Annotated in this window: 25 protein-coding genes; 21 read left to right on the top strand and 4 right to left on the bottom strand. The window is 67.7% G+C overall.

The features are described from left to right. Window positions 1-2 precede the first annotated feature (2 nt). The 7 genes from LC407_RS08125 (at window position 3) to LC407_RS08095 (ending at window position 4,609) form a co-directional block, all read left to right on the top strand. On the top strand, window positions 3-482 hold the full coding sequence (locus tag LC407_RS08125) for a molybdenum cofactor biosynthesis protein MoaE (protein WP_223482597.1): 480 nt from the start codon (window positions 3-5) through the stop codon (window positions 480-482). Between the two features lie 312 nt (window positions 483-794). Then, window positions 795-1,292 carry a molybdenum cofactor guanylyltransferase gene (locus LC407_RS08120; protein ID WP_263291420.1) on the top strand — a complete coding sequence of 166 codons (498 nt, stop codon included), beginning with the start codon at window positions 795-797 and terminating at the stop codon, window positions 1,290-1,292. Further along, window positions 1,289-1,654, top strand: coding sequence for a hypothetical protein (locus tag LC407_RS08115; protein WP_223482595.1), 366 nt, complete (start codon window positions 1,289-1,291; stop codon window positions 1,652-1,654). The genes LC407_RS08120 and LC407_RS08115 overlap by 4 nt, the downstream gene beginning before the upstream one ends. Window positions 1,655-1,723: 69 nt before the next feature. After that, on the top strand, window positions 1,724-2,500 hold the full coding sequence (locus LC407_RS08110) for a helix-turn-helix domain-containing protein (RefSeq protein WP_223482594.1): 777 nt from the start codon (window positions 1,724-1,726) through the stop codon (window positions 2,498-2,500). A gap of 20 nt (window positions 2,501-2,520) precedes the next feature. After that, window positions 2,521-3,264 (top strand): molybdate ABC transporter substrate-binding protein, encoded by a 744-nt coding sequence (gene modA, locus LC407_RS08105; protein WP_088100107.1) that lies wholly within the window; start codon window positions 2,521-2,523, stop codon window positions 3,262-3,264. Between the two features lie 3 nt (window positions 3,265-3,267). Next, entirely contained in the window at window positions 3,268-3,951 is a 684-nt protein-coding gene (modB, locus tag LC407_RS08100; RefSeq protein WP_025874355.1) for a molybdate ABC transporter permease subunit, read from the top strand. Continuing rightward, the gene (locus tag LC407_RS08095; RefSeq protein ID WP_223482593.1) at window positions 3,941-4,609 is read left to right on the top strand and encodes an ATP-binding cassette domain-containing protein; all 669 of its coding nucleotides are present in this window, start codon (window positions 3,941-3,943) and stop codon (window positions 4,607-4,609) included. The genes modB and LC407_RS08095 overlap by 11 nt, the downstream gene beginning before the upstream one ends. A 728-nt stretch (window positions 4,610-5,337) precedes the next feature. Here LC407_RS08095 and LC407_RS08090 read toward each other — a convergent pair. The 4 genes from LC407_RS08090 to LC407_RS08075 all read right to left on the bottom strand — a co-directional run bounded on the left by LC407_RS08090 (window position 5,338) and on the right by LC407_RS08075 (window position 8,495). Beyond that, window positions 5,338-6,873 (bottom strand): sulfite reductase flavoprotein subunit alpha, encoded by a 1,536-nt coding sequence (locus LC407_RS08090; protein WP_223482592.1) that lies wholly within the window; start codon window positions 6,871-6,873, stop codon window positions 5,338-5,340. Beyond that, window positions 6,870-7,298 (bottom strand): PAS sensor domain-containing protein, encoded by a 429-nt coding sequence (locus LC407_RS08085; protein ID WP_033831265.1) that lies wholly within the window; start codon window positions 7,296-7,298, stop codon window positions 6,870-6,872. The genes LC407_RS08090 and LC407_RS08085 overlap by 4 nt, the downstream gene beginning before the upstream one ends. A 151-nt stretch (window positions 7,299-7,449) precedes the next feature. Then, window positions 7,450-7,764: an AzlD family protein gene (locus LC407_RS08080; RefSeq protein ID WP_032951659.1), complete on the bottom strand. Its 315-nt coding sequence runs from the start codon at window positions 7,762-7,764 to the stop codon at window positions 7,450-7,452. Beyond that, window positions 7,761-8,495 carry an AzlC family ABC transporter permease gene (locus LC407_RS08075; protein ID WP_140224981.1) on the bottom strand — a complete coding sequence of 245 codons (735 nt, stop codon included), beginning with the start codon at window positions 8,493-8,495 and terminating at the stop codon, window positions 7,761-7,763. Before LC407_RS08075 ends, LC407_RS08080 begins: the two co-directional genes overlap by 4 nt. A gap of 124 nt (window positions 8,496-8,619) precedes the next feature. Here LC407_RS08075 and LC407_RS08070 point away from each other — a divergent pair, with 124 nt between their 5' ends. The 14 genes from LC407_RS08070 (at window position 8,620) to LC407_RS08005 (ending at window position 22,392) form a co-directional block, all read left to right on the top strand. Further along, window positions 8,620-9,084: an Lrp/AsnC family transcriptional regulator gene (locus LC407_RS08070; protein WP_025874361.1), complete on the top strand. Its 465-nt coding sequence runs from the start codon at window positions 8,620-8,622 to the stop codon at window positions 9,082-9,084. A 148-nt stretch (window positions 9,085-9,232) separates the two neighbouring features. Then, window positions 9,233-9,913, top strand: coding sequence for a TonB-dependent receptor (locus LC407_RS08065; protein WP_317850715.1), 681 nt, complete (start codon window positions 9,233-9,235; stop codon window positions 9,911-9,913). Between the two features lie 16 nt (window positions 9,914-9,929). Beyond that, complete coding sequence (locus tag LC407_RS08060) at window positions 9,930-10,460, top strand: sigma-70 family RNA polymerase sigma factor (RefSeq protein WP_025874363.1); 531 nt, start codon at window positions 9,930-9,932, stop codon at window positions 10,458-10,460. A gap of 69 nt (window positions 10,461-10,529) precedes the next feature. After that, on the top strand, window positions 10,530-11,510 hold the full coding sequence (locus LC407_RS08055; RefSeq protein ID WP_025874364.1) for a DUF4880 domain-containing protein: 981 nt from the start codon (window positions 10,530-10,532) through the stop codon (window positions 11,508-11,510). A 53-nt stretch (window positions 11,511-11,563) separates the two neighbouring features. After that, window positions 11,564-12,115, top strand: a complete 552-nt coding sequence (locus tag LC407_RS08050) for a hypothetical protein (RefSeq protein WP_223482590.1) — start codon at window positions 11,564-11,566, stop codon at window positions 12,113-12,115. Window positions 12,116-12,234: 119 nt separating this feature from the next. Then, window positions 12,235-12,819, top strand: coding sequence for a hypothetical protein (locus LC407_RS08045; protein WP_223482589.1), 585 nt, complete (start codon window positions 12,235-12,237; stop codon window positions 12,817-12,819). 57 nt (window positions 12,820-12,876) lie between these two features. Next, the gene (gene gspG, locus LC407_RS08040; protein WP_033831258.1) at window positions 12,877-13,314 is read left to right on the top strand and encodes a type II secretion system major pseudopilin GspG; all 438 of its coding nucleotides are present in this window, start codon (window positions 12,877-12,879) and stop codon (window positions 13,312-13,314) included. Window positions 13,315-13,368: 54 nt separating this feature from the next. Further along, window positions 13,369-14,229 carry a type II secretion system minor pseudopilin GspK gene (gene gspK / locus LC407_RS08035; RefSeq protein WP_223482689.1) on the top strand — a complete coding sequence of 287 codons (861 nt, stop codon included), beginning with the start codon at window positions 13,369-13,371 and terminating at the stop codon, window positions 14,227-14,229. Continuing rightward, window positions 14,226-15,392 carry a type II secretion system protein GspL gene (gene gspL, locus LC407_RS08030; RefSeq protein WP_223482588.1) on the top strand — a complete coding sequence of 389 codons (1,167 nt, stop codon included), beginning with the start codon at window positions 14,226-14,228 and terminating at the stop codon, window positions 15,390-15,392. Before gspK ends, gspL begins: the two co-directional genes overlap by 4 nt. Further along, a complete protein-coding gene (gene gspM, locus LC407_RS08025) occupies window positions 15,389-15,913 on the top strand; it encodes a type II secretion system protein GspM (protein ID WP_223482587.1) in 525 nt (174 codons plus the stop codon). The genes gspL and gspM overlap by 4 nt, the downstream gene beginning before the upstream one ends. Further along, window positions 15,910-18,285 carry a type II secretion system secretin GspD gene (gene gspD, locus LC407_RS08020; protein ID WP_223482586.1) on the top strand — a complete coding sequence of 792 codons (2,376 nt, stop codon included), beginning with the start codon at window positions 15,910-15,912 and terminating at the stop codon, window positions 18,283-18,285. The genes gspM and gspD overlap by 4 nt, the downstream gene beginning before the upstream one ends. Next, on the top strand, window positions 18,282-19,724 hold the full coding sequence (gspE, locus tag LC407_RS08015) for a type II secretion system ATPase GspE (protein ID WP_032974563.1): 1,443 nt from the start codon (window positions 18,282-18,284) through the stop codon (window positions 19,722-19,724). The genes gspD and gspE overlap by 4 nt, the downstream gene beginning before the upstream one ends. A gap of 7 nt (window positions 19,725-19,731) precedes the next feature. After that, a complete protein-coding gene (gene gspF / locus LC407_RS08010; RefSeq protein ID WP_223482585.1) occupies window positions 19,732-20,931 on the top strand; it encodes a type II secretion system inner membrane protein GspF in 1,200 nt (399 codons plus the stop codon). A 267-nt stretch (window positions 20,932-21,198) separates the two neighbouring features. Beyond that, on the top strand, window positions 21,199-22,392 hold the full coding sequence (locus tag LC407_RS08005) for a substrate-binding domain-containing protein (RefSeq protein ID WP_025874374.1): 1,194 nt from the start codon (window positions 21,199-21,201) through the stop codon (window positions 22,390-22,392). The last annotated feature ends 195 nt before the right edge of the window (window positions 22,393-22,587 follow it).

Here is a 22,587-nt window from a genome sequence, read left to right as displayed (position 1 = left end):
CCATGAGCAGCAACGTGACGGCAAAGGTGGTGGACCGTGCGCAGCACGCCATCGACCCGGCCGAAGGCATCGCGGCGGTGTCCGACCCGGCATTCGGCGGCATCGATGTGTTCATCGGCAAGGTGCGCGACTTCAATGTGGGGCGGCCGGTGACCGGCATCACCTATGACCTGTTCGAACCGCTGGTGCTGAATGAGATCCAGCGCTTTGCGGCGGAGATCGAAGCGACGTTCGGGCCGAAGCTGAAGCTGTATGTGGCGCATGCCAAGGGCCGCTTGGGCATTGGCGATGTTGCGGTGGTGGTGGCTGCGGGCAGCCCGCACCGTGATGAAGCGTTCCGCGCGTGCCGGCAGTTGATCGAGGCGGTGAAACACCAGTGCCCGATCTGGAAGCAGGAACATTACGAGGACGGCGACAGCGAGTGGAGCGAAGGCTGCACGCTGTGCCACGCAGATGGTGAACCGGCGCATGATCACCTGTGACGCCAGTAGATCCACGCCATGCGTGGATGGCGCCTTCCCCTCGCGCTTGGCAGAAGCAGCCACGCATGGCGTGGCTCTACTGAGGCGTACCTGCAGGGTTGCTCCATGCGTGGATGGAGCCTTCCCCTCGCGCTTGGCAGAAGCAGCTACGCATGGCGTGGCTCTACTGAGGCGTACCTGCACGGTTGCTCCATGCGTGGATGGAGCCTTCCCCTCGCGCCCGACAGGAGCGGCCACGTATAGCGTGGTCGGGTTTCCCGCGTGAAAACGCCCATCGCCGGCATCGTGCTGGCCGGTGGCCTGTCCAGCCGGATGGGCCGCGACAAGGCGATGCTGCCCTGGCAGGGGCGCACCCTGCTGGAGCACATGCGCGGCACCTTGCGGCTGGCCGGGGCAGACCGGGTCTGGGTGAGCGGACGCTATCCGGCGTTCGGCGGCGTGCCGGACCAGATCACGCGCTGCGGGCCACTGGGTGGCCTGTACAGCGTGGCGATGCAGATGCCCGATGGCCCTGCCTGGGTGGTGCCGGTGGATACACCCCGGTTGACCCCGGAGCTGTTGCAGCAGCTGCGTGACCGGCACAGCGGCGCTTGCACGATCTTTGACGGGCATCCGCTTCCGATGCTGTTTAATGTAGGCAATGAAAGCCGCACGATCCTCGAAAACATGATCCACGATCCCCTCGGCCCGCGCTCCCTGCAGGCCCTGCAACACCGGCTGGACGCGCAGACCCTGCGCCTGGCCCATGCCGATGAAGGCGCCCTGGTCAACTGCAATACCCCCACCCAATGGGAGGACGTTGCCTCATGAAGGTGCAGTTGCAGGAACAGACCATGCGGCTGCGCCTGGACGAGGCCGAACTGGCCCGGCTGCTGGCCGGTGAAACGGTGGAGAACCTGACCCGGTTCGGTGGCAGCGGCGGTTGGGGCACGGCCGTTTCGTTGCACGGCGGCGAAAGCGCGGTGCTGCTCGACAGCGGCACCGATTGCCGCCTGGTACTGCCACGCGGTTCGGTGGAGGACCTTGCCGGGCGCCTGCCGTGCCGTGATGGCCTGTCGTTTGCGCTGTACCTGGATGACGGCACCACGCTGCAGCTGCAGTTCGATGTGGATGTGCGCGACAGCGTGCGCCAGCGCGGCGCAGGCCGGCGCGGCACGTCACCTGCGGCGTGACCCGTGCAGTGCACGGAAGGCGATGGGGCCGTGCCGTATGATGGAGGCTTCCGTTCGAGCGTTGCCGTGATGTCTTCGATTCCGTCCCCTCAGCCGCGCCCCGGCCGGGCCACGCCGAATCCTGCCGCCGCCGATGATGGCGACGCGCTGCATTTCTGCAGCACTTGTGCCTTCTCCGATGCTTGCATGTCGCAGGGCTATGACAAGACGGCGCTGGGCGAACTGCATGTGCTGGTAGACCACGTGGGGCCGTTCCATGCGGGGGAATACATCTTCCGTGCGGGTGAGGCCTTCGATTCCATCGCCGCTGTGCGCGCAGGCATGGTCAAGACCTTCGTCGACGACAGCCAGGGCAACGAGCAGGTGCTGGGTTTTGCTCTGCCGGGCGAGGTGATCGGGCTCAACGCGATTCACGGTTCGCGCTTCCCCTGCAATGCGGTGGCACTGGATACGGTGCACCTGTGCCGCATTTCGTTCCCCAAGCTGAGCCTGCTGGCCACCCGCATGCCGGGGCTGCAGGCCAAGCTGTTCAGCCTGCTCAGTGCGGAGATCGGCAAGGTCGCCACGCTGGCGGCCAACCACCGCACCGAGGAGCGGATGGCAGCGTTCCTGCTGGATATGTCGGCGCGTTACGCGCGGCGTGGTTTTTCCGCGACCCGCTTCAACCTGACCATGGCCCGCACCGAGATCGCCAACTATCTGCGGATGGCGCCGGAGACGGTAAGCCGGGTGCTGCGGCGGCTGAGCGATGAGGGTGTGATTGCAGTCAACCAACGTGAGATGCTGCTGCTGCAACCTGACCGGCTGGCGGCGCTGGCCGTGGCCAGGGATTCCGAAGCGGACTGAATACGGCCAGGGAGTCGACGATGAAGCGATGGGCAATGGTGTTTCTGGGCCTGCTGGCTACGCTGCCTGCGTGGGCTGGCAACCTCACCGTGTCGGCGGCATCGAGCCTTACCGAAAGCTTCCGCGAGCTGGGCGCAGCCTATGAGAAGGCGAACCCGGGCAGCAGGGTCGATTTCAACTTTGCCGCTTCCGGCGTACTGCTGCAGCAGATCGCGCGCGGCGCGCCGGTGGATGTGTTCGCTTCGGCCGATGAAGCAACGATGGACCAGGCTGCGCAGCAGAAGCTGCTGGCGGCCGGTACGCGCGAGGTCTTCGCGGTGAACGCGTTGTGGGTGGTCGTGCCACCGCAGGCGAAGGCGCCGCCGCGCGCACTGGCCGATCTGGCGGGTGCCGGCGTGCAGCGCATCGCACTGGGCAACCCGGACAGCGTACCGGTGGGCCGCTACGCGCAGGGGGCGTTGCAGGCCGCCAAGCTGTGGCCGGCCATGCAGGGCAAGGTGATCAGTACGCAGAACGTGCGGCAGTCGCTGGATTACGTTGCGCGGGGCGAGGTGGATGCGGGGTTTGTCTACGCCACCGACGCGCAGGCAATGCCTGATCGCGTGCGGCGCGCGTTCGAGGTTCCGGTTGCCGGACGCATCGCCTATCCGCTGGCGGTGGTGCAGGCCAGCACGCAGCCGGTGGAAGCCAGGCGCTTCGCGGCGTTCGTGCGCTCGGCGCAGGGCCAGGCGATCCTGCACAAGCACGGGTTCGGCAAGCCCTGACGGATGGACCTGGACTGGAGCGCACTGGGATTGTCGTTGAAGGTGGCCGGCTGGGCCACGGCGATCAATCTTGTTGCCGGCGTGGCACTCGGCGCGCTGCTGGCGCGGCGGCGCTTTCCGGGTCGGGAGCTGCTGGATTCGATACTGACCCTGCCGATGGTGCTGCCGCCGACGGTGCTGGGCTATTACCTGCTGGTGCTGATCGGGCGCAATGGCCCGATCGGCGCCTGGTTGCAGTCGTGGTTCGGCATCAACCTGGTGTTTACCTGGCAGGCGGCGGTGATCGCTGCTGCGGTGGCGTCGTTTCCGCTGGTGTTCAAACCGGCACGCGCTGCATTCGAGGAAGTGGATGGCCAGTTGGAGCAGGCCGCGCGCACGCTGGGTGTGTCCGAAGCGGCGGTGTTCTTCCGCATCACCCTGCCGCTGGCATGGCGCGGGATTCTGGCGGGCCTGCTGCTGGCGTTCGCACGGGCGATGGGTGAGTTCGGCGCCACGCTGATGGTGGCCGGCAGCATTCCGGGCCGCACGCAGACCTTGTCGATCGCCATCTATGAAGCGGTGCAGGCGGGGCAGGATGGCAAGGCCAATGCGCTGGTGATCCTGACGTCGGTGGTGTGCATCGTGATCCTGCTGCTGGCCGCGCGGCTGGTGGGTGGGCGCCGTCGGGAGCTGCGCGATGTGGCTTGACCTGCAGGTGCAGCGGCGATTGCAGGCGTCCGGCCAGACGTTCGAGCTGGACGTTGCACTGCAGTGCACGCAGCGGCAGGTGGTGCTGTTCGGGCCTTCCGGTGCCGGCAAGAGCCTGACGCTGAAAGCGGTGGCCGGCCTGCTGCGCCCGGAGCATGGTCATGTGCGCCTGCACGGGCAGACACTGTTCGATGCGGGAGCGGGGGTCGATCTGCCACCGCAGCGTCGTCGCCTGGGATATGTGTTCCAGGACTACGCGCTGTTTCCGCACCTGAGCGTGCGCCAGAACGTGGCGTTCGGGCTGCAGCGGGGCTGGTTGAATCCACCGCGCGTCACCCGTATCGAGGCAGTGGAGCAGTGGCTGCAGGCATTCCGGATCGAGCATGTGGCGGATCTGCTGCCGTCACAGGTATCCGGCGGACAGCGCCAGCGCACGGCGTTGGCGCGTGCACTGGTGACCCGGCCACAGGCGTTGCTGCTGGACGAACCGTTCGCAGCGCTCGACCACGACCTGCGCCAGCACCTGCGCCAGGAGCTGGAAACCGTACTGGATGAAACCGGTATTCCACTGCTGCTGATCAGCCACGACCCGCAGGATGTGGCGGTGTTCGGCCAGCAGGTGGCGCGTGTGGTGGACGGGCGCATCGTCGGTGGATGACGCGCGGCGGTCATGCCAGGCCATATCCTGGCGCGCCGTGTATCCACGCGGGTAGTGTCGGCCGCTGGCCGGCAGCGTCGTAGTGCGAAGAGCAGCCGGCCAGCGGCCGGCTCTACCCGAAGGACGGTTCAAATCAGGATGTGGCGGTGTTCGGCCAGCAGGTAGCGCGGGTGGTGGACGGGCGCATCGTCGGCGGATGACGCGCGGCGTTTGTGCCGGGCCATATCCTGGCGCGCCGTGTATCCACGCGGGTAGTGCCGGCCGCTGGCCTGCAGCGTCGTAGCGCCAACAGCAGCCGGCCAGCGGCCGGCTCTACCCGAGGGACGGTTCAAATCAGGATGTGGCGGTGTTCGGCCAGCAGGTGGCGCGCGTGGTGGACGGGCGCGTCGTCGATGGTTGATACGCGGCGGTCGTGCCGGGCCATATCCTGGCGCGCCGTGTATCCACGCGGGTAGTGCCGGCCGCTGGCCGGCAGCGTCGTAGTGCGAAGAGCAGCCGGCCAGCGGCCGGCTCTACCCGAGGGACGGTTCAAATCAGGATGTGGCGGTGTTCGGCCAGCAGGTAGCGCGGGTGGTGGACGGGCGCGTCGTCGATGGTTGATACGCGGCGGTCTTGGCGAGCCATATCCTGGCGCGCTGTGCATCCACGCGGGTGGTGCCGGCCGCTGGCCGGCAGCTTCATAGCGCCAACAGCAGCCGGCCAGCGGCCGGCTCTACCGGAAGGACGGTTCAATACAGCTCGCAGTGGGTGCGGCCCTCACCGCGCAGGGCATCCCAATGGCCTTCGCCGCCGATCGCGTCGATGGCTTCGCGCATCGCACCTTCCAGATGGCTCTTGTTGCCACACAGGTAGATGTGGCCGCCACGGGCCAGCACATCCCGCATCTGTGTGGCCTGCTGCTTCAGCACATGCTGCACATAGACCTTCTGCGCAGCATCGCGCGAGAACGCCGTGTGCAGGCTGGCCAGTACGCCACGCGCCTGCCAGTCCTGCAACTGCTCGCGGTACAGGAAGTCATGCTCGCGGTGCTTCTCGCCAAACACCAGATGGACCTCCCGCGCATCGCCGGTGGCCTGCAGTTCCTGCATCAGGCCCATCAGCGGCGCGATGCCGGTACCGGTGCCCACCAGCAGCAGAGGTGCGTTGCCGCCTTCGGGCAGGTGGAAGCCCGGATTGGAGCGGCAGTACACGCGCGCCGTGTCGCCGCCGTGCAGCAGGCTGCCGGTGGCGGTGCCGAAGCGTTCGCGGCCACGCAGGGTGTAGCGCACTTCGCGCACGCACAGGCTCAGCTGATCGTCGCGCGGATGCGAGGCAATCGAGTAGGCGCGCGGCAGGCAGGGTGAGAGCAGCTCGCGCAGCCGCGCCAGCGGAACCGACTGCGGGGTGGCGTGGTCCTGCAGCACGTCCAGCAGGTCCAGGCCATGCAGGTAGGCGTCCAGTTCGCGTTTCTGGCTGATCTTCAGCAGGCTTTTCAGTACGTCGCTACCCCCCAGCCTGGCCAGTTCGCGCAGTACGCCCTTGCTGAGCAGGCGCAGTTCGCGGTCGCGCAGCGCGTCGACGGCGCTGGAATCGCCATACCAGCTTGCCAGGGCCTGCAGCAGCGCAGGATCGTTTTCTGCAACCAGATGCAGGGTGTCGCCGGCCCGGTAGGCCATGCCGCTGCCCGCGATGTCCAGCTGCAGGTGCCAGGCGGCGGGGGTGCTGTGATTCAGTCGGCGCCGTTCGACAATGCCGGCGGCGAACGCGTTGTCTTCGCCGTAAGCCGTCACCTGCAGGCGCAGATCCTGGCCGGCGGTCGCATCACCGTCCAGTACCTGGCCCAGCACCGGCTGCCACTGCTGGAAGAACTGTTCGTAGCCGAGGTCGGCGTCGACACGGTGCAGTAGTGGCTGCGCCTGACGATCACTCAACGCTGCATCCAGCGCCTTGGTGAAACCGCAGAAGCTGGGGTAGCCGGTATCCCCCAAGCCGAACACCGCGTAGCGCAGTCCGGGCAGGGCGGGCGCCTGTCGCAGCGACTCGAAGAAGCGCTCGCCATTGGCCGGTGGCTCGCCGTCGCCGAACGAGCTGGAGATGGCCAGCAGCACATCGCCGTGGCCGAGGCCGGCCACATCGATGTCATTGAACGGCAGGACCTGCGGTCCATGCGGCTGCAGTTCCGGGTCCGCACCCAGGCGTTGGGCCAGGGCGCGGGCGTTGCCCGACTCGGAGGCGAAACCCACCAGCAGCCGGCTGATGGGCCTGCGTGTGGGGATGGCGTTCACGCAGCCTCGTAGAAGTCGTCGAACGTTTCCTTGCTGAACTCGACCAGGTCGTAGTTCTGCATCAGGTCGTTCACCACGCGGCGGATGCTGATGTACGAGGTGATGTTGCCATCGGCGTCGAACAGTGGCTGCACGGTGGTGTCGACCACGTAGAGCACGCCGCCCTTGCCAAGGTTGGGCACGATGCCGGTCCAGGTCTTGCCGGCCTTGATGGTGTCCCACATGTCCTTGTAGACGGCCTTGGGTACGTCCGGATGGCGGACGATGCTGTGCGGCTGGCCGATCAGTTCCTCGCGCGCGAACCCGGTGAGCGTGCAGAACAGGTCGTTGGCATAGGTGATGTTGCCCTGCAGGTCGGTGGTGGAGATCACCATCACGTTCTGCATGGCGTTGAGCAGCTGGGCGTTGTCGGGGGTGTAGCTCATCGCAGGTCCTTTGGATGCCGGTGACGCCGGCGTATTGGGTTCCTGCATAGAGATACGCGCCCGTGGCATGGCGCGGATTGATATAGGTCAAGCGTGTGCCCGGAGGGGGCTGCGACCGGCTGTCGCAGGGAGGGGCGGCGCTAGTGGGCGCTCACCCCATCACATACCGCAGTACACCCGCCGATACCACGCCGATCAGCACCGTCGGCAGCATCGACAGCCGCGTGGCCGCAAGCAACGTGATCGCCAGTGCAGCCAGGTCGGCCGGCTTGTCGGCCACGAAGTCCGGGGCGATCACCGAGATCAGCACGCAGCCCGGGGCGGCTTCCATCACCGTCACCGCGCGCTTGCCCAGGGTGCGGTTGCGCAGCGCGAGGAAACCGATGATGCGGGTGAGATAGGTGGCGGCGGCCATCAGGATGATGGTCAGCACCGAGGTCCAGTGGATCAGTCCGTTGAAGATCATGCGGCGTCCTCGGCCAGCAGCCACGCAGCGGCCAGACCGGCCAGCGCGCCGCTGGCGACGTACCAGGCGCCGGGCACCAGCAGGTAGGTGCCCGCTGCCACCACCAGGCTGACCAGCCATGGCCGGGCGGCGCGCATGCCTTGCCACATGCCACGCAGCAACACCAGGAACACGGCGGGGAAGGCCATGTCGAAGCCATAGGCGTGGATGTCACCGAGCAGTGGGCCGACGATCGCGCCCAGCGCGGTGCACAGCACCCACACGGTGTACAGGCCGGCCGACACGCCGAGGTAGTAGGACAGGCTGAAGCCCAGTGCCCGACGGCGCGCATCGGCCACGCCCAGTGCCCAGCTTTCATCGCACATGAAGAACAGCGCCGGCAGCACGCGACGGCGCGGCAGGTGCTGCAGCAGCGGCGCCAGGCTGGCGCCCATCAACAGGTGGCGGCTGTTGACCAGTGCGGTGATCGCTACGATCAGCGCGATGTGTGGCGGCGAAGTCCACAGTTCGACCGCGGCGAATTCAGAGCCACCGGCAAAGTTGAGGCCGGTCATCAGCGGCACTTCCAGCGCCGACAGGCCCTTCTGGGCGGCCTGGGCACCGAGCACCAGGGCGAAAGGAATGAAGCCGATCATCACCGGCAAGGCGGCGCGCAGGCCGCGCAGGAATTCGGCGCGCGGTGCGGTGTCGCACGCGGGATCAGGCAGGGGCAGGGTGGTTCGGGCGTCCATGGATCAACAACGGGTGGGGGTGGCCCATGCTAACGGTCCGATCACGAAATCGGGTTGCGTTGATGCCATTGAGTCGACGGAATGTGGAATATCATGTGGCCATCAGCCTGATGGGTGAAATTTCATGCAGTACCAGCTCGACAACCTGGATCGCCGCATCCTCGACGCCCTGCAGCGCGATGGCCGCCTGCAGAACCTGGAGCTTTCGCGACAGGTGGGGCTGTCGCCGTCCGCCTGCCTGCGCCGGGTCCGCCTGCTGGAAGAGGGCGGCTACATCGATCGCTACGTGGCCCTGCTCAACGCGGCGAGGATCGGGCGTGGGTTCACGGTGTTCGTCCGCGTGTGGCTGCGTGGCCAGGACGAAGACACCACCAACCACTTCATCAACAGCATCAAGTCCTTCCCGGAAGTGCTTGAATGCCATCTGATGGCGGGCGACTGCGACTTCCTGCTGCGGGTGGCGGTGGCCGACCTTGATGCGTACCGGCAGTTCCAGATACAGCACCTCAACCGGATCGCCGGGGTGCAGAACACCAAGACCGAAATCCCCATGCAGCGGATCAAACAGACCACTGAACTGCCGGTCTGAACGGCCCGGCGCGTCCCCTGCGCGCCGCCGTCATCGCAATGACACGTGACGCCGCTACGGTTTGACCCGCTTGCCGGCCGTGCGCAGGTCGACCCGCCTGGTCGCACCGCGCTTCGCCGCTGCAGCTGATGTCGCTGCCGAGGGTCATGTGTTCTACGTCAGGGGGCTGAATGGACAGCATGCGATCAGACGTTGGAGGGTGGCGGCCGCCGCCGGGTTGCTGTTCGCCTTCGCTGCCGCCGCACAGGACGACATCCGCGCCTATGACATTCCCGCGCAGCCGCTGGAACAGGCGGTCGAGCGCTTCAGCGTCGTCAGCGGCTGGTCGGTGATGTATCCCGGCGACCTCGGCACGGGCCGCAGCAGCCATCCGCTGCAAGCCAGCCTGCCGCCACTGCAGGCGCTGCAGGTGGTGCTGCAGGATACGGGTGTCGAGGCCGAGCTGATCGGCGCGCAGCGCGTGGTCCTGCGCCGCGCCGCACGCGCCGCTGCCGAGGCCTCTGCGACCGGTGTGGCCAACGACCTCGGGCAGCGTCGCCGCTTCGGCGACCTGCAGCAGCGGCTGCGCACTGCGTTCTGTGGCGACCCTGACCTTGCACCGGGCGCCTATGCGGCGACGCTGCGCTTCCGCATTGCCAACGACGGCCAGGTGCAGGAACCCGAACTGCTTGCCGGCAGCGGCAGCCCCCGCCGCGATGCGCGTCTTCTGCAGGCGATGCAGGCGCTGCGGCTGGACACCGATGCTGCCGCGCTGCCGCAGCCGGTGACCCTGCAGATTCGTCCTTCCAGCGCGGGCCACGACTGTGGCCGGCGCCCGCCCCAACCATGACGTCAAGGAATCGAACATGAGCAACAGCACGGCTGGGGCGGTAGACCTGATGGACCATCTGCTGGGCGCGTACGACGAACTGAAGCGCCGCCTGGTGCGCAAGCTGGGCTCGGAAGAGCTGGCCGGCGACGCGCTGCAGGACACCTGGATGCGCCTGAGCACGCGCCGCGATCGCCTGGACCCGGTACAGAACCCCGCGGCGTACCTGCTGCGCATGGCGATGAACACCGTGATCGACCGCCAGCGCGCCGACCATCGCCTGCTGAGCCTGGAAGAAGTGGATACGTTGATGGACATGGCCGATCCCGGCCCGGGGCCGGCACAGGCGGCCGAGCAGGAGATGGCGCTGGAAGACATGGTCGGGCTGCTGCAGCGGATGCCCGAGCGCCGCCGCCGGATACTGCTGGCGATCCGCGTGGACGGTCTGCAGCAGCGCGATGTGGCCGAGCACCTGGGCGTGTCGTTGCGGCTGGTGCAGCGTGAGCTGAAAGCCGCACAGGATTACCTGGCCGAACGCAGCGGGCAGGGACGGCAGGTGCGGTTCTGAGGCACGGCATCCGTCTACACTTTGACGCCGAGCAGAACCCCGCAGCGTGCGGGGACGGCAAGAGCCCTCATGGACGCTGACGACCAACCGCACCGCCCGCTCGACGCCGTGGAGCGCCAGGCCCACGCGTGGGTGGTACGGTTGACCTCGGGCGAAGCCACTGCGGCCGATGCCAGGAAATTCCGCCAATGGTGCGAGGCCGATCCCGGCCATCGGCACGCCTTTGCGCGCGCGAAACGGCAATGGGAACAGGTACGCCTGGCCGGTGAGCAGCTGCCTGCCGCTGCGCGCCAGCCGCAGCCTGCAACCCCGGCACAACGCTGGAGCCGGCGCGCATTCCTGGGTGCGGCCGTGGCGGCACCTGCGAGCCTGGCCGTGGTGGCTGCGCTGCACCCGCCACTGGGCCTGTGGCCTTCGGTGACGGCGATGACCGCCGATTTCCATACCGGTACCGGCGAGCGGCTGCAGATTGCGCCGACGCCGCACCTGAAGATCGAACTGGATACGCAGAGCAGCCTGCGCCGGCGCAGTGATGCCCAGGGTGAAGGCTTCGAGCTGGTGCAGGGACAGGCGGCGATCGAGGCCGCTGCGGGAGCGCGCCTGGCGCTGTTCGCCGGGCCGGGTTGCCTGGTGGCCGACGAGGGCGCAGCACGCCTGGATGTGCGCAATACCGATGGACAGGTGCGCGTGACCTGCCTGCGCGGCAGCGTGCGCATCGAGCATCCGCAAGGTCGCCTGCAGCTGCAGGCCGGCCAGCAGACGGTGTATGACGAGCGCCTCAGTGGCGTGGTGGCCGAAGCCGTGGCGGCCGAAGTCAGCGCGTGGACCGAAGGCATGCTGGTGTTCCGCCGCGCGCCACTGCGTGAGGTGGTGGCCGAGATCAACCGCTACCGGCGCGGCAAGGTGCTGCTGGGCGAATCCGCATTGGCGCGGGCGCCGGTCAGTGGTCGCTTCCGCATTGATGATCCGGATGCCGCACTGGAGCAGCTCGGGCAGACGCTGTCACTCGGCCTGCGTCGCTTTCCCGGTGGAATTGCCGTCTTGGGGTAAGACCCTGGCTGCGCGCGACGCGCACGCCCGCTGCATGCATGGAGAGGCCAAGGATGCGCAACGAGACCATCGGTGTGTTGGATCTGCGCCGCAATCTGTCGGCGCTGCTGGAAACCACCCAGCGGCGGCCGCTGATGGTGCACCGCTATGGCGCGCCGTGGGTATGCGTGGTGTCCGACCCGCAGTGGCGGCAGCAGGCGGTGCTGCTGGAGTTCGAGCCACAGGACCATCCGTTGGCGATGCTGCTGCGGTTGCAGCGGCAGGTGCTGCCACTTTCGGAATCGGGAATGCTGCCTGCCGCTGCACTGGCACGTGCCTTGTTGCTGATGGCCATGCACGGCATCGAGGGTCTGGCGGCACTTCACGATCACGTGCGCTACCACCGGTTGTGGCACTGGTTCGTGGCCGCGAGCGATGCACAGATGGAGGGATGGCAGCTGCCACTGCTGCAGGCGACGACGGCGGCGCTGCTGGATGACGCGGACGCGATGCACGCGCTGGCGGCATTCGCGCAGCGCAGCGACGTTGCCGTGCTGGCCCGGCGGAGTGGCGGAGAGGCGCCGCGCCTGGACCTGCATGCCTGCAGGAGGATGACGTTGCGGTGACATTCCCGCGATGCTGCCACGCACTGCTCAACATCGCATTCGTGCTGTCGCTTCGGCTGCCTTGCTGACGTCTTCTGCAGAGTACGACGCTCCCGCGTCGCGGAGCGCAGGCGACGCCGATGAACGACAGTCGCAGGATCAGCATGCTGGAGCTGGACCGCCACCTGAGCCAGTCGCTGGAGCAGGCGCGGCACGCCCCAGTGAATGTGCAGCGCTATGGGCAGCCGTGGGTGTGGATGCTGTCCAGCGATGCCTGGGCCGATGCGGCAAGGTGGTCAGCGCTGGATGTCAGCGGCCATCCGTTGATGCTGCTGCGGCAGGCGCTGGACGCATGCCTGCAGCCGTGGCCTGAAGGGGCCTTGGCCACGCTTGCGCAGGAGAGCGCGGAGGTGCGCATGGTGCAGCGTGCGGTGCTGCTGATCGCGCTGTGCGCCCCTGGCAGCGTGCAGCGCCTGCACGACGATCTTCGCTATCACCAGGTGTACCGGCAATTCATCGGCTTCGATCATGGCATGGCCTGGTCGCCCCTGCAGTGCATGCGCCTGCTGCAGGCGTGTGCCGCGCCACTGCTGCAGCGCTGCGTGGAGGAAACGCTTGCGCGCGTTCCGTCGTCGCTGCTGGACGCTGCCTGCGTGGGGAACGCGCGCGGTGTGGGTGATCGGCTGCAGGAACGGCCGATTTCCGCAGGATGTTTATCGTACTGACACATGCGCCGCTGACCATGGGGCGGCGGTCTCTTCCAGGATGATGAGGGCGGAACAATGGCAATGCAGATGGGTGGTCGCAGGGCTCGGCAGCAGGGCTTCAGCCTGATCGAGATCATGGTGGTGGTGGTCATCATCGGCATTCTGGCTGCACTGATCGTGCCCCGGTTGATGGATCGCCCCGACCAGGCCCGCGTGGTGGCGGCACGCCAGGACATCGCCGCACTGATGCAGGCCATGAAGCTGTACCGGCTGGACAATGGGCGTTACCCCAGTGCCGGGCAGGGGCTGCAGGCGCTGCTGAAACCGCCGCAGGGCAGCGGCGCGATGCCGGTCACGCCGTACCTCGACCGCCTGCCGGATGACCCGTGGGGGCACCCCTACCAGTACCAGAACCCCGGCACGCACGGCGATATCGACGTGTTCTCGCTGGGGGCCGACAGCAAGCCCGGCGGTGAGGCCGGCAACGCGGACATCGGTTCCTGGCAGTTGTGAGGCCGGACAATGGCACGCCGGAACATTCCAGGTGCGTTTGCCCGCCAGCAGGGCATGGCGGTGATCGTGGCGATGCTGGTGGTGGCACTGGTGGCGGTGATCGCCACTGCGCTGCTGACCCGGCAGGCCGCACAGCTGCGTGCGGTACGCAGCGACCAGCTGCGCATGCAGGTACGCATGGCGGTGGACGTCACGCTGGAACGCGCGGCGCAGCAGTTGCGTGAGGACGCGCGCGAGCAGTTGACTACCGTTGGCAACGGGCGCTGGGCGCGGCCGGTGCAGCTGCAGGCGCCACTGCCGGTGCACCTGCAGCTGGTGGACGCGCAGTCGAGGTTCAACCTGCGCACGCTGCTGGCTGACGGCCAGCCTGCCGCAGAGGCACTGCGTGCGTTCACTTCGCTGTGTGTGGGGCAGGGGCTGCCCCGCGCGGCCTGTGCCAGCGCCGCAACGCAGGTCCAGTCGCGCCTGCGCGATGGCGATCGGCAGGCGCGGGCACCGTTGCCGCGTGAGTCGCTGATTGAACAGGTGCTGGCAGGCGCTGATCCGGTGGCGATACAGGCACTGGCGCGGCGTACGGTGGTGCTGCCAGCGCAGACCCTGGTCAACGCCAATACAGGTGATATCGCCGTACTGCAGGCGGTTGCACCCGGGGTGGAAGCCGGGCGCCTGCAGGCGCTGCTGGGCGAGCGTGATCGTGGCCACTGGCTGCTCAACCGCGGTGACATCGCCAACCGGCTGCAGCTGAGCAACGAACAGATGGCGCTGATGCCGCTGGGTATCCACAGCGAGTGGTTCCTGGCGGTAGGCCAGGTACAGGCAGACGGCGCATCGGTGGATTTCCGCGCGTTGATCTGGCGCGAGTTCCGCGACGACAGCGTGCGTGTGCAACGGGTATGGACAAGGATCGGTGCATGAGCCTGCAGCTGAGAGTGCGCCTGCCGGCGCTGGAACGATTGGATGGGGACAGCGCGGTTGAGTGGGCGCAGCTGCACAAGGACCGCGTGCTGGCCACGGGCAGCGACCCTCTGTCGACGCTGGGCCAGCGCTTTCCGCAGGCGAGGGTGCATGCGAGCCTTGACCCGCAGGACCTGATCCTGCTTGAGCTGCAGCTGCCGCCGCTGCCCGGGCGACGCCTGCAGGCGGCCCTGCAGGGTGAAGTGGAAGCGATGCTGCTGGATGATCTGCAGGAGGTGGCGCTGGGCCATGGCACCCAGGCGGCCGATGGCACGGTGGCGGTGGCGTGGCTTGGCCTGCAGGCGATTGCGCGCGTACAGCAGCAGCTGCAGGAGTGCGGGCTGCAGTTGCAGGCGCTGCACCCAACGCCCTTGCTGCTGCCGTGGGCGGTCGGCCAGGCCACCCTGCAGCTGTGTGGTGAGCAGGTACTGGTCCGCTGTGGCCGTGATCGTGGCTTCGTGCAGTGGTGCGGTGGGCGTGACCTGGCCTCGGTGATGCAGGTGCTGGCCGTGCGCTTGCAGCAGGCCGGGGTGCAGGCAGTGCAGTGGATCGATGCCGTGCCGCCCGCTTGGGCCGAGCGTCTGCCGGCCAGCGTGCTGACGCAGGCGGTGCAGTGCAGCGGTCCGCTGCCTGGCTGGTCACTGCCGTTGCCGGCCTCGGGCGCAGGTGCGCCACGCCTGGCCATCGGTCTTGCGCTGGCGGCGGCGGTGCTGGCTGCACTGGGCCTGCAACTGCAGGTGTCGCGCTGGCACAGCGAGGGTGAAGCCCTACAGCATGACATGGCCCGGCAGCTCAGCACGCACTTCCCCGAGATCGACGATGTGGTCGATCCGGTGGTGCAGGCACGGCGGGCACTGGCGGCGCCGGCAGCGCCACGGGCACTTCCTGCCGTGCAGCAGCAGGTTGCCGGCGTGCTGCAGGCCATCCCCGAGTTGGCTGGCCAGGTTCGCAGCCTGCGCTATCAACCGGGCCAGATGGACTTGGAACTGGACGCTGACGCGCAGGTGTTGGCCGAGGACGCGCAACGGCTGGAGCGCTGGCAGCAGGCGATGCAGGCACAAGGGCTGCAGCTTGCGCACGAAGCCGGTGGCCGCTTGCGGATCAGCCGCGGGACTGCTCCGTGACCGCATCGGAACTACGGCCGGCGGGCTTCGTGCGCGGACTGTCGCAGCGTTGGCAGCGGCTGGCGGCGCGCGAGCGCGCGATGCTGCTGTTGATGTCTGCAGCGGTAATGGCGGCTGTACTGTGGCTGGTCTGGCTGCAGCCGCTGCTTAAGCAGCGCAGCCATTGGCAGGCTGAGCTTCCACGGCTGCAGGCGCAGGCGGCTGCACTTGCACCGCTGCTGCGCGCCCGTGAACAGCAGCAGGCGCAAGCCCGGCGGCCGACACTTGCAGGCCTGCGCCAACAGATCACCGCTGCCGGCCTGGCGGGCAGCCTGCATATCGAAACGCGCGACGGGCGCTGGCACCTGCAGGTGCGCAGTGTGCCCGCCGATGCGCTCTGGAACTGGCTGCTGCCCTTGCTGGCCGACCCGGCCATCGAACTGCAGCAACTGCAACTGCAACGAACAGGGGACGCGAACATGCCGGCGGCACGGATTTCCGGAAACATCGTGATGGTCGCCCATGGCGGTGGCCATCCATGAAGGCGATGCGCAGCCTGGGCTGCAGCGCGGCATTGGCACTGGTGGTGGGCCTGGCCCATCTTCCGGCGCCGGTGCAGGCGCAGGACGCCAATGGCGAACCGGTGCAGCTGAACCTGGTGGACACCGATATCGGTGGGGTGCTGCGCATGGCGGCACGCTTCACCGGCCGCCAGTTCCTGGTCGACCCCCGGGTGAGCGGCAAGATGACCGTGGTCTCCGATGGGCCGGTCAGCCGTGTGCAGGCTTACCAGCTGCTGCTGGGTGCATTGCGCATGCGCGGTTTTGCCGTGGTTGAAAGCGGGGGTGTCAGCCGGGTGGTGCCGCAGGCCGATGCCAAGCTGCTGGGCGGCCGCGTTGGTGCCGGTGGCGCGGGCGGCGAAATAGCCACGCGCACGTTTTCCCTGCGCTACGAGAGTGCCGCGGCGCTGGTGGCGGTGCTGCGGCCGATGATCACCGCGGACAATCCGATCACCGCGAACCCCGGTAACAACACGCTGGTCATCACCGACTACGCCGACAACCTGGAGCGCATCGCGCGGGTCATCGCCAGCGTGGATACACCGGCCGGCATGGACATCGACGTGGTGAAGCTGCAGCAGGGCATTGCCGTGGACGTGGCGGCGATGGTCGCACCGCTGCTGGATGCGCAGGGCGCGGAGCCGGCGCAGAAGGTGGTGGTGATGGCCGACCCGCGCAGCAACAGCGTGCTGCTGCGTTCCAGCAGCCCGGGCCGCACGCGCCTGGCGCGGCAGCTGGTGGAGAAGCTGGACAAGGCCCAGGACGAGTCCGGCAACCTGCATGTGGTGTACCTGCGCAACGCCCAGGCCACCCAGCTGGCCGGGGTGCTGCGGGGCGTGGTGGCAGGGCAGAGCGATGCGCCGGCAATGGGCAGCAGCGACGGCATCACTGCATTGCCGGGCGAGAACAGCCGCAATGCCAGCCCGCCGGCGCAGCCTGCACAGGGCAAGAACAAAGGGAATGCGCTGGAATCGCCGCGGCTTGATCCCGGCCGTCGCGAACCGACCGATGCCGGCAGCACCGGCTTCAGCCAGAACGGCATTTCGGTGCAGGCCGACATCGCCACCAACACCTTGCTGATCTCTGCCCCGGAGCCGGTGTACCGCAACCTGCGGCGGGTGATCGACCAGCTGGACCAGCGTCGGGCGCAGGTGCTGGTGGAGAGCCTGATCGTGGAGGTCAACCAGACCGACGCCGCCGAGCTGGGCGTGCAATGGATGCTGGGCAACGGCCGCACCTTCGGTGGCACCCATTTCGGCGGCACCACCGGTGGTAGTGGGCTGAACACCACCGCGCGCACCACGCTCGACGTGCTGCCGAAGGACGGGCTGAACATCGGCGTGATCGACGGCACGATCAACCTGCCGGGCGTGGGCCAGATCCTCAACATGAAGGCGCTGGCCAACGCACTGCAGAGCAAAGGCGGCGCCAACATCCTCTCCACGCCGAACCTGATGACGCTGGACAACGAGGCGGCCAGCATCATGGTCGGGCAGACCGTGCCCTTCGTCAGTGGCCGCTATGTGACCGATGGCGGTGGTGGCAGCAACAACCCGTTCCAGACCATCGAACGCGAGGACGTGGGCCTGAAGCTGCGGGTGCGCCCGCAGATTTCCGAGGGCGGCACGGTGAAGCTGGACATCTACCAGGAAGTCAGCAGCATCGACGCGCAGAGCTCGGGCAGCGCCGGCATCATCACCAACAAGCGGGCGCTGGACACCAGCGTGCTGCTTGATGACGGCCAGATCATGGTACTGGGCGGCCTGCTGGAAGACAGCGTCAGCCATGGCCGCGATGCCGTGCCGGGGCTGGGGAAGATCCCGGTGCTGGGCGCGCTGTTCCGCAGCGATACGCGCAAGCGGGCCAAGACCAACCTGATGGTGTTCCTGCGCCCGCACGTGGTGCGCGACCCGGCCGCCGGACAGCGCCTGACCCGCGACCGCTACGACTACATGCGCAACGCCCAGGCCGCTGCACAGCCGGTACAGAGCTGGGCGTTGCCGGCACTGTCGGCACCGCAGCTGCCGCCGCAGGACCTGTCGGTGCTGGGCCAGGGCAATGCACGCGATGGCCAGGGCCAGCCGCCGCAGAACGGCAGCCTTGCGGCGTTGTATCCGGCCAGCGAGGGCACTGTGCAGGTGGTGCAGTTCGCGCAGGGGCTGGATGCAGCGCGTGCCACGCAGGCCGTGGCACAGGTGCGCGCGCTTGGCCTGCAGGCCTATGCCGAAACCACGCCGGGCGAAACCGGACAGCGACTGCGGGTGCGGGTAGCACGCGACCCGGCCACGCTCGACCCGGCGCTGCAGCAGCTGCGCGGGCTGGGCTACACCCCGGAACTGGTCATCGGCCCATGAGCATGGCCACGCCGCCGCCAGCGCTGCCGTATGCCTGGGTGCGCAGCCACGGCGTGATGCTGGCCGAAGCAGGCGGCGCGCCGGTCCTGCTGGGAACTGCCGAGACCGCCGCCTGGGCGGTGGCCGAACTGCGCCGCCGGCACGGGCCGCTGCCGTTCCAGGTGCTGGATGCGGCGGCCTGGCAGCAGCGGTTGGGCGAGCAGTATCGTGACGGTGGCGATGCCGCTGCACTGGTCGGCGCGGCCGAAAGTGAAGTCGATCTCGACCGGCTGATGCAGGACATGCCCGAGGTGACCGATCTGTTGGATGCACAGGACGACGCGCCGGTGATCCGCATGATCAACGCCCTGCTGGCACAGGCCGCGCGTGACGGTGCAAGCGATCTGCACATCGAACCTTTCGAAACGCATTCGGTGGTGCGCTACCGCGTCGATGGCACCCTGCGTGACATGGTGCAGCCACGACGTGCGTTGCACGCGGCGCTGGTCTCGCGCATCAAGATCATGGCCCACCTGGATATCGCCGAGAAGCGCCTGCCGCAGGATGGGCGCATTGCGATCCGCGTGGGGGGCCGGCCGCTGGATATCCGCGTCTCCACCGTGCCCACCGGGCACGGCGAACGGGCGGTGCTGCGCCTGCTGGAAAAGGATGCCGGGCGGTTGCAGCTGCAACGCCTCGGCATGGCCGACGATACGCTGGCCACCTTCACCGGGTTGATCCGCCAGCCGCATGGCATCGTGCTGGTGACCGGGCCGACCGGCAGTGGCAAGACCACATCGCTGTATGCGGCACTGGGGCAGCTCGACAGCAGCACCAGCAACATCCTCACGGTGGAAGACCCGGTGGAGTACGACTTTGCTGGCATCGGCCAGATCCAGGTCAACGCGCGCATCGGCATGAGCTTCGGCACGGCATTGCGCGCGATCCTGCGCCAGGATCCGGACACCATCATGATCGGCGAGATCCGTGACCTGGAGACGGCGCAGATCGCGGTGCAGTCGTCGCTGACCGGTCACGGCGTGCTGGCATCGCTGCATACCAACGATGCGATTTCGGCGGTGACCCGACTGGCGGACATGGGCGTGGAACCTTTCCTGCTGGCCTCATCGTTGCGTGGCGTGCTGGCGCAGCGGCTGGTGCGCAGGCTGTGCCTGCAGTGCCGGCGTGCCGAAGTGGATGCCGAGGGCCGCACCGTGTGGCGGGCCGTAGGCTGCCCCGCCTGTGCGAACAGCGGCTACCGCGGGCGCACCGGTATCCACGAACTGTTCGTGGTGGATGAGCGCGTGCGGGCACTGATCCATGAAGGGCAGGGCGAACCTGCGCTGCGCGAGGCCGCGCGGCGCGCCGGCATGCGCACCCTGCGCCAGGACGGGCAGCGCTGGGTCGACAGCGGGGTGACTACGCTGGAGGAGATCCTGCGCGTGACCGGCGACGACTGAGGCGCGCATGGCACTGTTCGACTACCAGGCCGCCAACGCACAGGGGCGCATCGAGAAGGGGCAGCTGGACGCCGACAACGCGCGCGGCGTGCGCCAGCAACTGCGCGGGCGTGGGCTGACACCGGTACAGGTATCAGCCGCACGAAATTCCGGCAGTGGCTGGGGCACGCGCAGACTGTCGGCCAGCGAACTGGCCTGGGCCACGCGGCAACTTGCCAGCCTGCTGGCCGCCAGCCTGCCGCTGGAAAGCGCGTTGAGCGCGGTGATCGAACAGGCCGAACGCCCGCACGTTGCGCAGGCACTCACTGCGGTGCGTGCCGATGTGCGCGCCGGCCAACGGTTGACCGTGGCGCTGGCGGCGCGGCCGCGCGACTTTCCTGCGATCTATCGTGCCCTGGTGGGCGCGGGCGAAGATTCCGGCGATCTGGCGCGGGTGATGGAGCGCCTGGCCGACTACATCGAGGAACGCAATGCACTGCAGGCCAAGGTGCTGACGGCATTCATCTACCCGGCGGCGATCAGCCTGGTGTCGGTGGCGATCGTGATCTTCCTGCTCAGCTACGTGGTTCCCCAGGTAGTGACTGCGTTCGTGCAGGCGCGGCAGACGTTGCCGATGCTGACCCAGGTGATGCTGGCGGCCAGTGCGTTCGTACGCGCATGGGGCATATGGACGGGATTGGGCATCGGCGCGCTGGTGGTGGGCTGGCGGCTGGCACTGCGGCGGCCGGATCTTCGCCTGCGCTGGGACACCCTGCTGCTGCGCGTACCGATGGTGGGGCGCTTCGTGCTGGGCGTGAACAGCGCACGCTTCGCATCGACACTGGCGATCCTGCTTGATGCCGGTGTGCCCTTGCTGCGCGCACTGGACGCCGCACGACAGACACTGGGCAACGCGCTGCTGGCGCGCTGTGCCGATGATGTGGCCGCACGCGTGCGCGAAGGTACTTCGCTTGGCGCTGGGCTGAAGGTGCAGAAAGTGTATCCGCCGATCCTGGTGCATCTGGTGGCCAGTGGCGAGAAGACCGGTTCCTTGGCGCCGTTGCTCGACCGCGCTGCACAAACCATCTCGCGCGAGATCGAACGCCGCGCGATGGCACTCACTGCATTGCTGGAGCCCACGATGATCCTGGTGATGGGGGGCGTGGTGCTGACCATCGTGCTGGCCGTGCTGATGCCGATCATGGAAATGAACCAGCTGGTGCAGTGATGCGCGAAGCGCATCACGGGTAGCGACGGGCCATGCCCGGCGAGCGCGCAGCGCGGCAGGCTTTCGATTCTCCACACAATCCTCCACACAATCCTCCACACCTTTTCTCGATCTTCCACAGGTTTCTTAAGCGGCCTGTCATCGGCGGCGACCAGCATGTCCCTGTCGCCGCAGAGTGGGCTGGGAGGCCCTCGGCGGCAGCAGGCGTGTAGTGACCGTTCCTCCCTTGGTGTTTCACCTTCGCAGTAAACCCTTCAGGAGAAGATCATGACCAAGTACAAGACCCTGGCCGCGCTGGTTGCTACCGCGCTGCTCGCCACTGCTGGTGCCGCGTCGGCCCAGACCGCTGTCACCGGCGGCGGTGCTTCGCTGCCGGCCGACCTCTACAAGGGCCAGGCCGACAGCATCCTGCCGGCCAACTTCAGCTACGCCGTGACCGGTTCGGGCACCGGCAAGAAGGCCTTCCTGGAAAACAACTCGGCGCTGTTCTCGACCACCGGTACCGTGCATTTCGCCGGCAGCGATTCGGTGCTGAGCAGCACCGAGCTGAGCACCTACAACAGCACCTACAACGTGGCTGGCGATGCCAACCGCTTCGGCGCGCTGGTGCAGATCCCGTCGGTCGCCACCTCGGTCACCATCCCGTTCAACAAGGCCGGTTCGGCGGTTGATCTGTCGGTTACCCAGATCTGCGGCATCTTCTCCGGCAAGATCAATGACTGGAGCCAGCTGGCTGGTTCGGGCCGTACCGGTGCCCTGCAGGTTGTCTACCGTGGCGAGAGCAGCGGTACCAGCGAGCTGCTGGCCCGCTTCCTGACCAGCGCCTGCCAGCCGGCGGACGTCTCCGGCACCACCCTGAAGCTGACCAACGGCGTGCCGGCGTTCTCGGTGCAGTCGACCTTCGCCAACCTGTTCACCACCGTGCCGTCGAACTTCATCGCCGCGCCGGCCACCGGTGGCACCTCGCTGTACAACGCGGTGTACGCCGTTGACGGCCGCATCGGCTACGTTGGCCCGGACGTCATCCCGAGCCTGACCGATGCCACCAAGGTGGCCAAGGTCAAGTCCTTCTCGCCGGATGAAGTGAGCGTGCAGGCGACCCTGGAAACCGCTGCGCCGCCGACCGGCGCCGCTGCTGAAAATCCCGCCAACTGGGTGCCGGTGTTCGGCAACCCGAGCGCGGGCTACCCGATCGCTGGCTACACCAACTTCGTGTTCGGCCAGTGCTACAAGAACGCCACTGTCGGCGCCAACGTCCGTGGCTTCCTGACCCGCCATTACGGCAGTGTCGTGGTCGCCGGCGTCGAGCAGGGCCCGAACGATGCGGCCATCCGCGCGCACAAGTTCATCCCGCTGACCAAGGCCTGGCGTGATGCGGTCCGTGCGCGCTTCGCGACTGCCAGCAATGCTGGCGCCGTGAACAACCCGAGCACCTGCGCCAGCATCGGCCGTCCGCTGTAACTGTCTGCAAGGCAACACCTGCTGATCGAAGCGCCGGCCGAAATGCCGGCGCTTTCCTTCGTGGTGGCACCGCATCCGCGCTGAGCTGTCGTCTTCACGCCGCGGCCATCGTCTATCAGGTGCAGGGCATGCGTTACGCAGGCCCCCTTCGTACTCGCCGCGGCCGACGCGGCCCATCAGGTTGACGAGGTCCCC

The organism is Stenotrophomonas sp. OVS01A (assembly GCF_019969775.1).
GTDB classification, from domain to species: Bacteria; Pseudomonadota; Gammaproteobacteria; order Xanthomonadales; family Xanthomonadaceae; genus Stenotrophomonas; species Stenotrophomonas indicatrix.
Note: the sequence above shows the minus strand (reverse complement) of the source record. Positions and strands in the feature narration are given on the sequence as shown.

Excerpts from the sequence above, each read along its gene's own strand:
- LC407_RS08125 (WP_223482597.1), top strand. The coding sequence starts at position 3 with ATGAGCAGCAACGTGACGGCAAAGGTGGTGGACCGTGCGCAGCACGCC.
- LC407_RS08120 (WP_263291420.1), top strand. The coding sequence starts at position 795 with ATGGGCCGCGACAAGGCGATGCTGCCCTGGCAGGGGCGCACCCTGCTG.
- LC407_RS08115 (WP_223482595.1), top strand. The coding sequence starts at position 1,289 with ATGAAGGTGCAGTTGCAGGAACAGACCATGCGGCTGCGCCTGGACGAG.
- LC407_RS08110 (WP_223482594.1), top strand. The coding sequence starts at position 1,724 with ATGTCTTCGATTCCGTCCCCTCAGCCGCGCCCCGGCCGGGCCACGCCG.
- modA (WP_088100107.1), top strand. The coding sequence starts at position 2,521 with ATGAAGCGATGGGCAATGGTGTTTCTGGGCCTGCTGGCTACGCTGCCT.
- modB (WP_025874355.1), top strand. The coding sequence starts at position 3,268 with ATGGACCTGGACTGGAGCGCACTGGGATTGTCGTTGAAGGTGGCCGGC.
- LC407_RS08095 (WP_223482593.1), top strand. The coding sequence starts at position 3,941 with ATGTGGCTTGACCTGCAGGTGCAGCGGCGATTGCAGGCGTCCGGCCAG.
- LC407_RS08085 (WP_033831265.1), bottom strand. The coding sequence starts at position 7,298 with ATGAGCTACACCCCCGACAACGCCCAGCTGCTCAACGCCATGCAGAAC.
- LC407_RS08080 (WP_032951659.1), bottom strand. The coding sequence starts at position 7,764 with ATGATCTTCAACGGACTGATCCACTGGACCTCGGTGCTGACCATCATC.
- LC407_RS08075 (WP_140224981.1), bottom strand. The coding sequence starts at position 8,495 with ATGGACGCCCGAACCACCCTGCCCCTGCCTGATCCCGCGTGCGACACC.
- LC407_RS08070 (WP_025874361.1), top strand. The coding sequence starts at position 8,620 with ATGCAGTACCAGCTCGACAACCTGGATCGCCGCATCCTCGACGCCCTG.
- LC407_RS08060 (WP_025874363.1), top strand. The coding sequence starts at position 9,930 with ATGAGCAACAGCACGGCTGGGGCGGTAGACCTGATGGACCATCTGCTG.
- LC407_RS08055 (WP_025874364.1), top strand. The coding sequence starts at position 10,530 with ATGGACGCTGACGACCAACCGCACCGCCCGCTCGACGCCGTGGAGCGC.
- LC407_RS08050 (WP_223482590.1), top strand. The coding sequence starts at position 11,564 with ATGCGCAACGAGACCATCGGTGTGTTGGATCTGCGCCGCAATCTGTCG.
- LC407_RS08045 (WP_223482589.1), top strand. The coding sequence starts at position 12,235 with ATGAACGACAGTCGCAGGATCAGCATGCTGGAGCTGGACCGCCACCTG.
- gspG (WP_033831258.1), top strand. The coding sequence starts at position 12,877 with ATGGCAATGCAGATGGGTGGTCGCAGGGCTCGGCAGCAGGGCTTCAGC.
- gspK (WP_223482689.1), top strand. The coding sequence starts at position 13,369 with ATGGCGGTGATCGTGGCGATGCTGGTGGTGGCACTGGTGGCGGTGATC.
- gspL (WP_223482588.1), top strand. The coding sequence starts at position 14,226 with ATGAGCCTGCAGCTGAGAGTGCGCCTGCCGGCGCTGGAACGATTGGAT.
- gspD (WP_223482586.1), top strand. The coding sequence starts at position 15,910 with ATGAAGGCGATGCGCAGCCTGGGCTGCAGCGCGGCATTGGCACTGGTG.
- gspE (WP_032974563.1), top strand. The coding sequence starts at position 18,282 with ATGAGCATGGCCACGCCGCCGCCAGCGCTGCCGTATGCCTGGGTGCGC.
- gspF (WP_223482585.1), top strand. The coding sequence starts at position 19,732 with ATGGCACTGTTCGACTACCAGGCCGCCAACGCACAGGGGCGCATCGAG.
- LC407_RS08005 (WP_025874374.1), top strand. The coding sequence starts at position 21,199 with ATGACCAAGTACAAGACCCTGGCCGCGCTGGTTGCTACCGCGCTGCTC.